This is a genomic window from Blastomonas sp. 34TW (assembly GCF_059803595.1).
The window spans coordinates 299,382-312,505 of the sequence record NZ_JAPFGW010000001.1; the positions used below are offsets into that span (position 1 = coordinate 299,382).

General features: G+C 65.0%; 11 protein-coding genes. 3 read left to right on the top strand and 8 right to left on the bottom strand.

The window, feature by feature from the left end; all coding sequences use genetic code 11:
- Positions 1-17 precede the first annotated feature (17 nt).
- Together OPU69_RS01410 and OPU69_RS01415 are read left to right on the top strand one after the other, a co-directional pair.
- Positions 18-1,274, top strand: a complete 1,257-nt coding sequence (locus OPU69_RS01410) for a M20/M25/M40 family metallo-hydrolase (RefSeq protein WP_498509026.1) — start codon at positions 18-20, stop codon at positions 1,272-1,274.
- The gene (locus tag OPU69_RS01415; protein ID WP_498509027.1) at positions 1,271-1,810 is read left to right on the top strand and encodes a hypothetical protein; all 540 of its coding nucleotides are present in this window, start codon (positions 1,271-1,273) and stop codon (positions 1,808-1,810) included. The genes OPU69_RS01410 and OPU69_RS01415 overlap by 4 nt, the downstream gene beginning before the upstream one ends.
- Here the strand turns inward: OPU69_RS01415 and OPU69_RS01420 are convergent.
- From OPU69_RS01420 to OPU69_RS01430, 3 genes are read right to left on the bottom strand one after another with little or no spacing between them, the layout of a single operon-like run.
- Positions 1,807-4,023, bottom strand: a complete 2,217-nt coding sequence (locus tag OPU69_RS01420) for a CHASE2 domain-containing protein (RefSeq protein ID WP_498509028.1) — start codon at positions 4,021-4,023, stop codon at positions 1,807-1,809. The two genes, OPU69_RS01415 and OPU69_RS01420, sit on opposite strands and share 4 nt — an antisense overlap.
- Positions 4,016-5,341, bottom strand: a complete 1,326-nt coding sequence (locus OPU69_RS01425) for a FecR domain-containing protein (RefSeq protein WP_498509029.1) — start codon at positions 5,339-5,341, stop codon at positions 4,016-4,018. The genes OPU69_RS01420 and OPU69_RS01425 overlap by 8 nt, the downstream gene beginning before the upstream one ends.
- Positions 5,338-6,051: a response regulator transcription factor gene (locus OPU69_RS01430; protein ID WP_060977507.1), complete on the bottom strand. Its 714-nt coding sequence runs from the start codon at positions 6,049-6,051 to the stop codon at positions 5,338-5,340. The genes OPU69_RS01425 and OPU69_RS01430 overlap by 4 nt, the downstream gene beginning before the upstream one ends.
- Before the next feature lie 237 nt (positions 6,052-6,288).
- On the opposite strand from OPU69_RS01430, the gene amaB reads away from it, so the two are divergent.
- Positions 6,289-7,743, top strand: coding sequence for an L-piperidine-6-carboxylate dehydrogenase (amaB, locus tag OPU69_RS01435; protein ID WP_498509030.1), 1,455 nt, complete (start codon positions 6,289-6,291; stop codon positions 7,741-7,743).
- Between the two features lie 7 nt (positions 7,744-7,750).
- On the opposite strand, the gene OPU69_RS01440 is transcribed toward amaB, so the two are convergent.
- The 5 genes from OPU69_RS01440 to OPU69_RS01460 all read right to left on the bottom strand — a co-directional run bounded on the left by OPU69_RS01440 (position 7,751) and on the right by OPU69_RS01460 (position 13,052).
- Positions 7,751-9,391: an ATP-binding protein gene (locus tag OPU69_RS01440; protein WP_060977509.1), complete on the bottom strand. Its 1,641-nt coding sequence runs from the start codon at positions 9,389-9,391 to the stop codon at positions 7,751-7,753.
- Between the two features lie 101 nt (positions 9,392-9,492).
- Entirely contained in the window at positions 9,493-10,644 is a 1,152-nt protein-coding gene (gene zapE / locus OPU69_RS01445) for a cell division protein ZapE (RefSeq protein ID WP_060977510.1), read from the bottom strand.
- On the bottom strand, positions 10,641-11,123 hold the full coding sequence (locus OPU69_RS01450) for a PaaI family thioesterase (protein WP_208597835.1): 483 nt from the start codon (positions 11,121-11,123) through the stop codon (positions 10,641-10,643). Before OPU69_RS01450 ends, zapE begins: the two co-directional genes overlap by 4 nt.
- Positions 11,124-11,165: 42 nt before the next feature.
- Entirely contained in the window at positions 11,166-11,948 is a 783-nt protein-coding gene (locus OPU69_RS01455) for a succinate dehydrogenase iron-sulfur subunit (RefSeq protein WP_023837976.1), read from the bottom strand.
- A 96-nt stretch (positions 11,949-12,044) separates the two neighbouring features.
- Positions 12,045-13,052, bottom strand: coding sequence for a D-alanine--D-alanine ligase family protein (locus OPU69_RS01460; protein ID WP_498509031.1), 1,008 nt, complete (start codon positions 13,050-13,052; stop codon positions 12,045-12,047).
- Between the last annotated feature and the right edge of the window lie 72 nt (positions 13,053-13,124).

Below are 13,124 nucleotides of genomic sequence, written 5' to 3' on the forward strand. Positions count from 1 at the left end.
CGATACAAGGGGAAGCCATGACCATCCGCCGTTTCGTTGCCGCGCTTGCGCTGAGCGCCACACTCGTCGCCCCCGCCTTCGCTCAGGACGCCAGTGCCGCCAAGACCGCGCTGGCGGGCGATTATGACCGGATCGTCCAGGAACTCATCACCATCACCGAAATCCCCGCGCCGCCATTCGGTGAGCAGGCACGCGCGGCCTATTTCCAGCAGCAGTTCAAGGCGCTGGGCCTAACCGAAGTCGCGATCGATGCCGAGGGCAATGTCACCGGCATAAGGCGCGGCACGGCCCCGGCGGGCGGGCCGCTGGTCGCGATCACCGCACATCTCGACACCGTCTTTCCCAAGGGCACCGATGTGAAGGTGCGGCGCGAGGGCAATACGCTCAACGCGCCGGGTGTCGGCGACGATACGGTCGGGCTGACCGGACTGCTCGCGTGGATCCGCGCGATGAACGCCGCCAAGGTGGAAACCAAGCACGACATCCTGTTCGTCGCCACAGTGGGCGAGGAGGGGCCGGGTGATCTGCGCGGCGTGCGCTTCCTGTTCACCAAGAACGCTTACAAGGACCGGATCGCTGCCTTCGTCTCGGTCGATGGCTCGGACCCCTCGCGCATCGTCAACCAGGCGGTGGGCTCGAAGCGCTACAATGTCGCGTTCACCGGCCCCGGTGGGCACAGCTATGGCGCGTTCGGCATCGTCAACCCGATGGTGGCGATGGCCGACACCGTGCGCCGCCTCTACGAGACCGACGTGCCCGCAAGCCCGCGCACCAGCTATGCCGCGAGCGTCGTCTCGGGCGGGACCTCGGTCAACTCGATTCCCGACCGGATCGAGCTTCAGGTCGACATGCGCTCGCCCGATCCCAAGGCGCTCGACCGGCTCGAACAGCGCTTCCTGGCTATCGTCGACGAGGCGGTGACCGCGGAAAATTATGCCCGGTCGACCAATGTCGGCGTGATCTCGGCGGAAAAGAAGCGGATCGGCGACCGGCCTGCGGGCAGCACGGCCGACACGCATCCGCTGGTCGTCACCAGCCGCAAGGTGCTCGGCGATCATGGTTTCGAAACGCAGCTCCAGGCCTCTTCGACCGATGCCAATATCCCGATGAGCCTGGGCATTCCGGCGATCACGATCGGATCGGGCGGTGGCGGCGGCCGGGCGCATTCGGTCGACGAATATGTGAACATCGAGCGCAATGCCTTCATCAACGGGCTCTCGTCCGGCCTGGCATTGGTCGTGGCGGTGGCCAATCTCGACTGGGCGAAGAAATGATGCGCGGGTTGGCGCTGGTCGCGGCAGTGTTGCTGGCGGGATGCGCCTCGCCGGTGTTGACGCGGGTCGATGCCACCGCGCCTCGGCCGCTGCCGCCGCGCGCCAGCTTCGATCTGGTCGCCACGGCCGATGACGGTGACATGTTTCCCGGCCAGGCGCGCGACATGGTTGCCGCCGCACTGCGCCAGCGTGGCTGGAACCAGCAGGCAGGGGGGGACTATCTGCTCGCGGTGACGCTGGCCGAACGTCCGGCGAACATCGCGGTCAAGGCTGGCGATGATCTGGGCAAGGTTGCAGGCACCATCGCCCCGGCGGCCGATCGCAGCAACAACAGGGGCTGTGCCAGAAGCGACCATCGGCTGACGATCACGCTGACCGAGCGCGTGACAGGCGACGTCGCCTTTGCGAGCGACGCTGCCGAATTTCACTGCAGGGCGCGGCTCACCGACAGCCTGCCGCATCTGGTCAGCGCTGCCGTCGACCGGCTGGATGTCGGTCCGGGCAGCGCCCAGATAGTGCGCAAGGGCACGCGCTAGTCGGGATCGTCCAGCGGCAGGACAAGGTCGAATATCGCACCGCCATCTGCCGCATTATGCGCAGCGATCGTTCCGCCATGGCGCTCCACCACGGCGGCGACATAGTTGAGGCCCAATCCCACGCCCTTGACGATATGGCCGGCATTCTCGCTGGCAAAGCGTTCGAACAGGTGCGGCATGACTGCGGGGTTGATGCCCTTGCCCTGATCGCGAATGCTCAGCCGGACCTGCCCCGACACGCGGTCTATCTGTACCGTGACCGTGCCGGAATCCGGGCTGTACTTCACCGCATTGTCGATCAGATTGACGACGGCGCGGAACAGGCTTTCGCGTTCGGCCGAGACAAAGGCGCAGTCGCTTTCGTCGACGACGCGGATCTGCACACCGCGCTGCTGGGCGATCGGCCAGAGGCTGTCGGCAGCCTCGCTGGCAAGGTCCGCCGCGATCACCGGCTCGGGATCGAAGCCGCGCTCCTGCATCCGGGCGAGATCGACGAAGCTGTCGGCCAGGGTCAGCGTCTGCCGCGCGTGCCGCGCGATGCGCGCTCGGTCGACCGAGTCGCCATCGGTGGACAACAGGGCCAGGATCGCCGCCTGGGGCGCGCGCATGTCGTGCGACAGCAGTTGGAGCACCCGCTCGCGCTCCCGCCGGGCCTGCGCGATGACAGTGATGTCGGTGAGATAATCGATCCGCCCGCGCGGCTGCCCGTCAGCACCCACAATCGCGGCGCGCCGCAGCACGAAAGCGCGGCCATCGCCAGCCTCGAATTCGATATGGCCGCTGTCCGGGGTGGCGAGATAGGCCGCAATCGGCTTGCGCGCTGCCGTCTCGGCGATATCGGCAAGCAGACCGTCGACTTCCGCCCCGATCAGCCCATCGCCGAAAGCGGATGTTGCCGCAGCATTGGTGAGCACGATACGGCCCGACAGATCGCTGACCAGCGCCGGATCGGGCAGGCCCGCCAGCGCATCGCCGACCAGCCGCTTGAGATCGCGCAACTGGGCTATCGCGCGCGCCAACTGCTCGGCCTGGCGGGTCACATGGTCGCTATCGCCTGCCACTGGAAGGCTCAGGGGAAGCGACTCTTCGTTCTCGAGCCGCGCGAGTTCGCTGCGCATGTAATCGCTGGTCGCCTGCAGCCTGCGCCAACCCCAGAGCGGATAGACCAGGGCGATACCCAGCAATGCAGGGCCGGGCTCAATCCAGCAGTTTGCTGCCAGCGCCGCTGTGCTGAGCAAGAGCGTTCCCAGCATCAGTCCGATCGCGAGCAGGCTGGCGGCGCGCGGGCGGATGCGCCAGAAGCCGAGCATCAGCAGCCAGGCCGGAGCAAGCGCGAGGGCGATCTGCAGCGGGCGCGGGAGCGAATGCACCCAGCCATCCTGCAACTGGGCATTGGCGATGTTCGCGTTGATCTCCACCCCCGGCATGTTGCCACCATCGGATACGGGCACGGGATAGCGATCGCCCAGGCCCTGCCCCGTCATGCCGATCAGCACCCTGCGGCCGGTGAGCAGGGCAGGCGGGACCTCGCCGCGCAGCACGCTGACATAGGAAATGGTCGCAAAGCTTTCGGGTAGAGCAAAGCGCAGCCGCCGCGCCGTATTGCAGGCGCGCGCGGGCGGTCCGAGCGCCATGAGATGCGGTAGCGGGTCGGTATCGTCCGTGGCGGAAAAGCACAGCGCCGCAGCGCGCACGGTGCCGTCGGCGTCGATTTGCGTGTTCGCATGGCCGATGGCAGCGGCCCTCCGCGCAAGTGCGTCCACCGGATCGATCCGCTCGAAGGCCTGGCCGTTGCGACCGGGGACGAGGAATTGCACGGGGAGACGCACGCCCAGGCGCTGCATGGCTTCGGCCAGCGCCGGATCATCGGCGGCAGGCTCGGTGAGCAGCAGGTCCATCGCTACCGATTGCGGACGCGCATCGGCGAGCCGCTGGAGCAATTCTGCATGCAGGCGGCGCGGCCAGGGCCAGCGGCCGAGCGCGGCCAGGCTAGGCTCGTCGATCGCGACGATCAGGATATCCGGATCGGCTTCGGCCGGGGCAGCGCGCATTGCGGCATCGTAGAGCAGATCGTCGGCGGGGCGCGTCCAGCCGCCGAGCAGGGCGGCGATCACGAGCACCGACGAGAGCGCCGTGACCCAGACCCACTCGATATGGAAGCGGCGGCGCAATCCTGCCGATCCGCCCGGTGCGCCTTTCCTCGGCTCATTCACCAAGGACAAAGCTCTCCATCGCGGTCCAGTCGGTATCGGTCTCGTCCTCGCTGTGCGTCGTCGTGCCGACACGCCAGAGATAGCGGCCCGGCGACAGGTCGCTCAAGATGATCGAAGATCCGGCCAGCCCCGCTTCATCGACCAGCCAACTTGGGCTGTCCTCGCGGCGCAACTGGAAGCGGTAGCGCCGCATGCCCTCGCCGGAACCAATCCATCGGAAGACATAGCCATCCTGACCGGGCACCGCCGGCTGGGTGGTAGTGGCCAGCCGCCGCCGGAAGGCGATGGTGCCGGGCAGGCCTTCGAGGCCCGATGCGGCAATCGCTGTGAACCGGGCGAAATAGCGTCCATTCTCGAGCGAGGGCACAGTGAAATCCGGGCTGTTGCCAGACACATCCTCGACGATGTCCACAAAACCGCTGTCGCGGCCTATCTGCAACCGATAGGCTTGCGCACCGGCCACGGGCTGCACCGCAAAGGCAACCATCGGGGCGCGCTGGACACCTGCTCCGCCGATTAGCTGTGGGGCGGGCAGGAGAGGCTCTACGGCGATGGCGCCGGTCTTGCCGATCACTGCGCCGAACTCGGGTTCGAGCTGCGTGTCTTTTGCCGATCCCGTCGTCAGTGCAATGCCACCCTCAAGCAGCTCGGATCGCGAGGTTTCGGTGCCGGCATCGAAATGCGTGCGGAAATCGGTCCCGCGAACGGCGGACACCGCAATCGGGTTGCGCAGGCGGAAGCGGTCGTCGCGGTTGCGGAACGGCGTAACACGGCTGCGGGCCGATCCGGTCTCCAGCGTCAGGTCGTAATCGATGCTGTCGGTGATCAGCAGCTTGCGCAGTCGCCCGATTCTCAGCGCACTGTTGGACGGCAGGGTGATGACCGACCCATCAGTCAGCGACAGCGAGAGCGAGGAGGCAGGCCCGGTGGTCACGCGCGCGCCTTCGCCCAGCACCTGGCCCATGGCTACGCTGCGCAGTGGAGCATTGGCCACCGATGCGAGCGCCTGACCTCGAAAAGCAGCGACCGTGGCGCTGGCCGGGCGCGACCGCAAAAGTCTAATCGGCAGCGACAGCTGGCTGGCGATCGGCAGCTTGTAGGGATCGGCCACGCGGTTGATCCGCTGGACCTCCTTCCAGTCGGTCTCGCGCAGCATGTAATCGCGCGCTAGCGCGATCAGAGTGTCACCCCTGCGGACGGTATAGACGATGGCGTCGTCATCGCGCGCCTGTGCTGCTGCCGGCTCGGCCAGGGCCAGGCCGCCGGCGAGCAGCATCAGCAACATCAGCCAGAACGTCGGCACGGCACGCAGGGTCATCCGGTTGCTTCAGGGTCCTTGGACGGATCGGTCGTTTCGAGCCGATAGCCATAGCCGAAAACGGTAAAGATGCGAAAACCGTTTTCCGGCTTGAGATTGAGCTTCGCGCGCACCCGCGAGATGTGCATGTCCAGCGTGCGCGTCGCGAGATCCGCGCTCGTGCGCCAGATCGTTTCCATGATGTACGCGCGCGACAGCGTCCGGTCCCGGTTGCGGAACAGCAGGTCGGCCAGCTCGAATTCCTTGGCGGTGAGCACGATATCGGCGCCATCATGGCGGATCGTCTGCGCCATGCGGTCGAGGCGATAGCCGCCGAACTCGGCAATCTTCTCCATCGTCGCGCCGCCATGCGTCCGCCGCAGCACCGCTGCAATGCGCGCGGCGATCACGCTTTCTTCCTCGGGTTTGCAGATATAATCGTCGGCCCCGGCGTTGAGCGCATCGGTCACGTCGCGCTTGGCGGTGCGCGCGGTCAGCATGATCACCGGCGGCGGGCTCTCGAGCGTCGTGTGCATCCACTCGACAACTTGCAGACCGGACTTGCCAGGCATGTTCCAGTCCAGCATGACAAGATCGAACGTATCTCTTAACAGCGCAGCCGCAAGCCTTTCTCCGTCGCCGAATTTGGCGCAGATATGACCCATGCCAATGACAACGTTTTCAAGAAAGGCCAGACTGCCTGCGTCGTCATCCGCGATTGCGATGCGCATCAAATTCCCCCGACATGCGCCCGGATTGGTCTTAACTCTTGTTAAGCATGCAAATGCCTGTTTTTGCGGTAATTGGCGAGTCCCCTCGTATACGTTTTTACATAGCTTTACACGCGAATGGTCTCAGGGCGGCGGAATTCCGGGACTTTTCGTATCCAGGCCGATCAAGAATTGACATCAGAGGACAAGATGAACCCGAGCAAAGTTGATATTGGATATATTTACTCCACTTTTGGTGTGGCCATTCCGGAAGGTAATCGCGAGATATTCAGCCCGGTAGACGGAATGACGATCGGCGGCTTTACGCCCGCCTCGGCGGATCAGGTCGGCCTTGTCGCGGATCGCGCCCTGGCGGCTTTTTCCCATTGGCGTTCGGTACCTGCGCCTCGCCGGGGAGAACTTGTCCGGCGTTTCGGTGAGGCGTTGCGCGCACGCAAGACCGAACTGGGCCTGCTCGTCACGCTCGATTGCGGCAAGCCATTGTCCGAGGGACTGGGCGAAGTGCAGGAGATGATCGATATCTGCGATTTCGCGGTCGGCCTTTCGCGCCAGTTGCATGGCCTGACCATTGCCAGCGAGCGCCCCGGCCACCGCATGAGCGAGACCTGGCATCCGCTGGGCCCGGTCGCGATCATCACCGCGTTCAACTTCCCCGTCGCGGTATGGGCCTGGAATGCGGCGCTTGCCCTGGTCTGCGGTGACAGCATCGTGTGGAAGCCATCGGAAAAGACCCCACTGACCGCGATCGCGGTGCAGGCGTTGTTCGACAAGGTGGCGGGCGAATTCGGCCCTGATGCGCCCGATGGCCTGTCGCAGCTGGTGCTCGGCGACGCCACGACCGGCGCGGCGCTGGTCGATCATCCCGCCATGGCGCTCGTCTCTGCCACCGGCAGCACGGCGATGGGCCGTACCGTCGGCCAGGCTGCGGCGAAGCGCTTTGCGCGCAGCCTGCTGGAGCTGGGCGGCAACAACGCGACCATCGTCGCGCCGAGCGCGGACATGGAGCTGGCGCTGACCGGCTGCGCCTTCGGCTTCATGGGAACCACCGGTCAGCGGTGCACCTCGCTGCGGCGGCTGCTCTTGCATCGCTCGGTCTATGACAGCTTCGTGCCGCGCATCATCTCGGCCGCGGCCCGCCTGCCGATCGGGGATCCGCGCGATCCGGCCAATCTGGCAGGGCCGCTGATCGATGGCGCCGCCTATTCGGCCATGCGCGACGCGCTGGCCGACGCGCGCGCGGCGGGTGCCAATGTACACGGCGGCGAACGGATCGCGGGGCCGGGCCAGGGGGTGTATGTCCGCCCCGCCGTGGTCGAGATGCCGGCGCAGACCGGGCCGATGCTGCGCGAAACCTTCGCGCCGATCCTCTATTGCCTGCGCTATGACGATCTCGACGAGGCAATCGTGCTCAACAATGCCGCCACGCAGGGCCTGTCGTCTTCGATCTTCACCAATGACCTGCGCGAGGCCGAGAGCTTCGTCGCGGCCGCGGGCAGCGATTGCGGTATCGCCAACGTCAATATCGGAACCTCGGGTGCAGAAATCGGCGGCGCGTTCGGTGGCGAGAAGGAAACTGGCGGAGGCCGCGAATCGGGATCGGACAGCTGGAAGGCCTATATGCGCCGTCAGACCAGCACGGTGAATTATTCGCGCGCACTGCCGCTGGCGCAGGGCGTGCGGTTCGAATTGTGATGGGCGGTCAGTTGATCGAAGGACCCAGCGCGTCGATGATCTTCCTGGCGAGATCGTCGACGCTATAGGGTTTGACCAGCAGTACGACATCGCTGTCGATCACGCCGTTGTGCAATATGGCATTGCGGGTATAGCCGGTGGTGTAGAGCACCTTGAGATCGGGCCGGGATTCACGCAGCCTGTCAGCCAGCTGGCGCCCGTTCATGTGCGGCATCACCACGTCGGTGAACAGCAGGTCGATGGCCAGGCCATTCTCGATCAGCTGCACCGCCTCGATCGGGCTGTCGACATCGTGCACGATGAAGCCCAGTTCGATAAGGCTGGCGCGCGCCATCGCGCGGACCCCGTCATCGTCCTCGACCACCAGCACGGTAAGATTCTGGGGCGGCGTGAAGCGCATGGCGGTCTGGCTGCCGGGCTCTTCCTCTCCGGACAGCTCGGGCGCGCGCGGCAGATAGAGCTTCACCGTCGTGCCCTTGCCCTGTTCGGAATACAGGTTGAGGTGCCCGCCCGACTGCTTCAGAAAACCATAGACCTGGCTGAGGCCGAGGCCGGTGCCCTTGCCGACATCCTTGGTGGTGAAGAAGGGATCGAGCGCACGCGCCTGCACCTCGGGCGACATGCCGATCCCGGTATCGCTGATCGCGATACGGACATAATCGCCCGGCGCAAGGTCTTCCTGCTGACCGGCATAGGCCGCGTCGAGCGTGACATTGGTCGTCTCGATCATCAGCTTGCCGCCATCGGGCATGGCGTCGCGGGCGTTGACCGCCAGGTTGATGATCGCGGTTTCCAGCTGGGTCTGATCGACCGTACAGGGCCAGACATCGCCATCGAGTTGCAGTTCGACGACGACCTGTTCGCCCAGCGTCCGCTCGAGCAGCGCATGGACCGATCCGACGAGCGCGTTGATATCCAGCCGGCGCGGGTCGAGCGGCTGCTTGCGCGCATAGGCAAGCAACCGGTGCGTCAGCGCTGCGGCGCGGTCGGCGGCATTGGCGGCATTGTCGATATGGCTGACGATCCGGGCATCGCCCTGGCTGCCTAGCCGCCGCTTGGCCAGATCGAGCGAGCCGGTAATGATTGCCAGCATATTGTTGAAGTCATGCGCGATGCCGCCGGTAAGATGCCCGATCGCATCGAGCTTTTCCGCCTGGTGCAGCCGGGCCTCCGCAATCTGGCGCTCTGCGACCTGCTGTTCGAGCTGCGCGGTGCGTTCTGCCACCAGATCGTCCAGCCCGGCATTCAGCCGAGCCAGTTCCTCGGCCACGGCCAACCGATCGTCATGCGCCCGGAACACGCTCTCGATGATCAGCGAGATCATCAGGCTGGTGAGCAGGAAGAAGGTCATCGGCAGCCAGTCGAGATCATGCGATCGTGCCAGTGCCATGCTTGGCATGATCAGCACTTCCAGCGCGATGGCCCCGAGCACCGTTGTCAGCATCGCCGGCCAGAAGCCTGCGAAAAATGCGGCGATGACGATCGCTCCGAACAGCGTGATGAAGGGCACGCCGGTCAGATAGGCATCGAGCGCCAGCCGCCCGCCCACGCCCACCGCAAACGCCGCGATCGCGATCCCGATGCGCAGGGCCGGGGAGCGCCGCGTTCTGCGCGCCCAACCGGTTGCGATGGCCAGTCGTTTCAGCATGGATGATGTTCCGTTCGGAAAGCATCCCTTGATAGACCGGTTCGCGTCGCCGACGCAAACTTATGTTGGTTTTGCAAAGCTTTGCGACATTACTGGTCGCTTCACAGCGATGCGGTCGCGAGGTCCTCTGCGCCCGACCGCGCACCATGGCCCAAGGCCAGATAGCTGTCGGACTGCATTTCCATCAGGCGCGAGATCGTCCGGTCGAATTCGAACCGGCCATCGCCGCTGGCATACAGGTCGGCAGGCTCTGCATCGGCCGCGGCGATCAGCTTGACCTTCATCTCGTACAGCGCGTCGATCAGCGTGACGAAGCGCGCCGCTTCGTTGCGGTTTTCCGGACCCAGGCGCGGGATGCCGACCAGGAACACCGTGTGGTAGCGCCTTGCAATGGCGAGATAGTCCGGCGCACCACGCGCCTCTCCGCACAATTTCTTGAACGAGAAGACGGCAACGCCCTTGAGCGACTTGGGCACATGGATGGTGCGGCCGCCGCTGATCGGTACATCGGCGCTCGGCACGTGCGCGGCATCGTCCGGCGAATAGTCGGTCATGCGGAAGAACGCGGCCCGCAGCGCAGCGGTCGCTTCCGGGCCGTTGGGCACGTGCCAGGTGTCGGTGCCCGACAGGCGCTCGAGCCGGTAATCGACCGGGCCATTTAGTGAGAGCACGTCGAGCCGCTGCTTGATCAGCGCGATAAAGGGGAGGAAATGCTCGCGGTTCAGCCCGTCCTTGTAAAGGTCGTCGGGCGGACGATTCGATGTCGTGACGATGGTGACCCCGGCCTCGATGATCGCGGTGAACAGCCGCGACATGATCATCGCATCGGCGCTGTTGTTGACGACCATCTCGTCGAACGCGATCAGCCGGTAATTGTCGCTGAACTGGCGCGCGACCGGCGGGATCGGGTCGCCCTGCATCTTGTCGCGCTCGACGCGCAGACGCGCATGGATGTCCTGCATGAACTCGTGGAAATGGACGCGGACCTTGCGGTTGATCGCGACCGATTCGTAGAACAGGTCCATCAGCATCGATTTGCCGCGCCCCACCCCGCCGAACATGTAGAGGCCGGGCACGGGGTCGGGCTTGGCCTCGCGCGCCATCAGCCGCCACAGCAGTGATCCGCGCGGCGGCACCGCCTCCAGCGCATCCTGCATCGCCTGCAGCCGCACGGCAGCGGCGCGCTGATCGGCATCGGGTCGCAATTCGCCCGCGCTGACCATCCTGTCGTAGCGGGCGAGCGTTCCGGTCATTGCGATTTCGCGCGCGGGGCAGGGGTCTTGCGGATGGTGCCGGTGAATGCGCAGACGGTTTCTCCCGCCTGCACCACCAGCCCGCGCAGGAACATCAACCGCCCGGTTTCGCGGATGATCTCCACCTCGGCATCGAGCGGCTGGCCGACCTTGCCGGCGCCGACGAAATGGCTGTTGAGATCGAGCGTCACCGCAGGCCCATGACGCAGCGCACCATGCAGCCGCGCGCAGACGAACAGCGATATGTCGACCTGAGTCAGGATAGCGCCGCCATGGACGTTGTTGGCGAGATTGCCCTGCAGATGCCCCGGTTCGGTGCGCACGACGACAATGCCGTCATCGCGCTTCATTACCCACATCGGCCCAAGCGTGCTGTTATAGCGGTTCTGCTCGCGCAGTGCCCAGCGCATCCAGCCCGGACGGTCGGGGTCCGGGCCGAACGCGAAATCGTCGGGCATGTCGAGAGTGGTTGCGTCCACCTGTGCGTGGGTATCGAACGGGTCTGTCGGCGGATGCGCCGATCAGACGTGCCGTTCGACCTCCATTTTCTTGATCTCGGCAATGGCGCGCGCCGGGTTGAGGCCCTTGGGGCAGACATTCGCGCAGTTCATGATGGTGTGGCAGCGATAGAGGCGGAACGGATCCTCCAGCTCATCGAGTCGTTCGCCGGTCATCTCGTCGCGGCTGTCGGCCAGCCAGCGATAGGCCTGGAGCAGGATGGCCGGGCCCAGGAACTTGTCCGAATTCCACCAATAGCTCGGGCAGCTGGTCGAGCAGCAGGCGCACAGGATGCACTCGTATAGCCCGTCAAGCTTGGCGCGATCCTCGGGCGACTGCAGCCGCTCCTTGCCCGACGGCACCGGCGTCACGGTCTGCAGCCAGGGGCGAATCGACGCATATTGCGCATAGAAATGGCTGAAATCGGGAACCAGGTCCTTGATGACGTCCATATGCGGCAGCGGGGTGATGCGCACCTCGCCCTTGCAGTCCTCGATCGCGGTGGTGCAGGCCAGGCCATTGCGGCCGTTGATGTTCATCGAGCACGATCCGCAAATGCCCTCGCGGCACGAGCGGCGGAAGGTGAGCGTCGAATCCTGTTCCGACTTCATCTTGATCAGCGCGTCGAGCACCATCGGGCCGCAATCGTCGAGATCGATGTCGAACGTGTCGTAGCGCGGGTTCTCGCCGCTGTCGGGATCGTAGCGATAGACCTTGAACCGTTTCAGCCGCCCGCCGGTCTTCGCGCTGAACGCCTGGCCCTTGCCAGTGATCTTGCTGTTCGCCGGGAGCGTAAACGTAGCCATGGAAAATCCCTCGTCCTTCAATGCGTCCGGGAGCCTAGATAGTCATTTTGGTGCCTAGGCTCAATTGCATATGGCACCTTGAACCGAAAAGGATTTTCAATCCATCAACCCGTGGCTGCGCAGGCTTTCCGCGACGATCGTCTCGATCAGCTGTTCCTGCGTCCAGCCGGCGCGGACGGCGGACCGGCCGAAGACCTTCTGGCTCCACAGATTGCAGTTGAGATTGACCTCGAGGAAGTTGAGCTCGCCCTGTTCCTCGTCCAGCCGGAATTCGTAGCGACCATAATCGAAGGGCACGAATTCCTGCGCCAGATTGGCGGTATGCGCGGCGATCTCTGCCTCGAACGGCGAGCCTTCGAAATCGACCAGCTCGTACTTGCTCGCGCGCTCGACCAGGTCGCGCTTTTCCCAATAGGTGCGCAGGTGCGTCGGATCGGCCTGTTCGAACAGCATCATCGGCAGGATCAGCGGGCGGCCGTGCATCGTCACCACCGGCACCTCGACATCGCTGCCGGTCAGGAACGGCTCGACGATCGCGTCATGGCCTTCCTCGTGGATCGCGGCGATGGCGTCCTTCACGCCCGCCCAGTCGCCTGCGTCGCGCACGCCCCAGCTCGCCGACGAGGCGTTGGGCTTGATCACCATGCGCTCGGCCATCGGGCACAGCTTCTCGTCGACCGGGCCTCCCTTGCGATAGATCGCCCAGTCGGCCGTCGGGATACCGCGCGCGCGGGCCACGAGCTTGGACAGGTGCTTGTCGTCCGAAAGGCCGCGCAGGATGGGGCTGCCGCCCAGATAGGGCAGGCCCTTGCGGTTGCACAGCAGCGGTACCAGCATTTCCGAATTCACGAAGCCACCGCGGTTGAGCAGCGAGAAGGCGAAATCGACTTCCGGCGGATCGAACAGCATCGCGTACTGGTTGCCCACCAGCAGATTGTCGAACAGCCCCTCCAGGATGGTGCGCACCTCGTTGTGGTACACGGCATGGTTGCCGTCCTCCGGATGCAGCGAGCCATCGCCCAGCGCGTGCTTGGCGAGGAACAGCACCTTGAGCGTCTCGCGGGTCTTCGCATCGATGGTCAGCGGGGCAGGATATTGGTTCACGGCAAAACGCACTTTCTTTGAGTTTGCGGACGGGCGTCGGGCCAAAGCGGCTTGCCTTAATGGCCAGCGCCC

Excerpts from the sequence above, each read along its gene's own strand:
- OPU69_RS01415 (WP_498509027.1), top strand. The coding sequence starts at position 1,271 with ATGATGCGCGGGTTGGCGCTGGTCGCGGCAGTGTTGCTGGCGGGATGC.
- OPU69_RS01455 (WP_023837976.1), bottom strand. The coding sequence starts at position 11,948 with ATGGCTACGTTTACGCTCCCGGCGAACAGCAAGATCACTGGCAAGGGC.
- zapE (WP_060977510.1), bottom strand. The coding sequence starts at position 10,644 with ATGACCGGAACGCTCGCCCGCTACGACAGGATGGTCAGCGCGGGCGAA.
- OPU69_RS01440 (WP_060977509.1), bottom strand. The coding sequence starts at position 9,391 with ATGCTGAAACGACTGGCCATCGCAACCGGTTGGGCGCGCAGAACGCGG.
- OPU69_RS01430 (WP_060977507.1), bottom strand. The coding sequence starts at position 6,051 with ATGCGCATCGCAATCGCGGATGACGACGCAGGCAGTCTGGCCTTTCTT.
- OPU69_RS01425 (WP_498509029.1), bottom strand. The coding sequence starts at position 5,341 with ATGACCCTGCGTGCCGTGCCGACGTTCTGGCTGATGTTGCTGATGCTG.
- OPU69_RS01410 (WP_498509026.1), top strand. The coding sequence starts at position 18 with ATGACCATCCGCCGTTTCGTTGCCGCGCTTGCGCTGAGCGCCACACTC.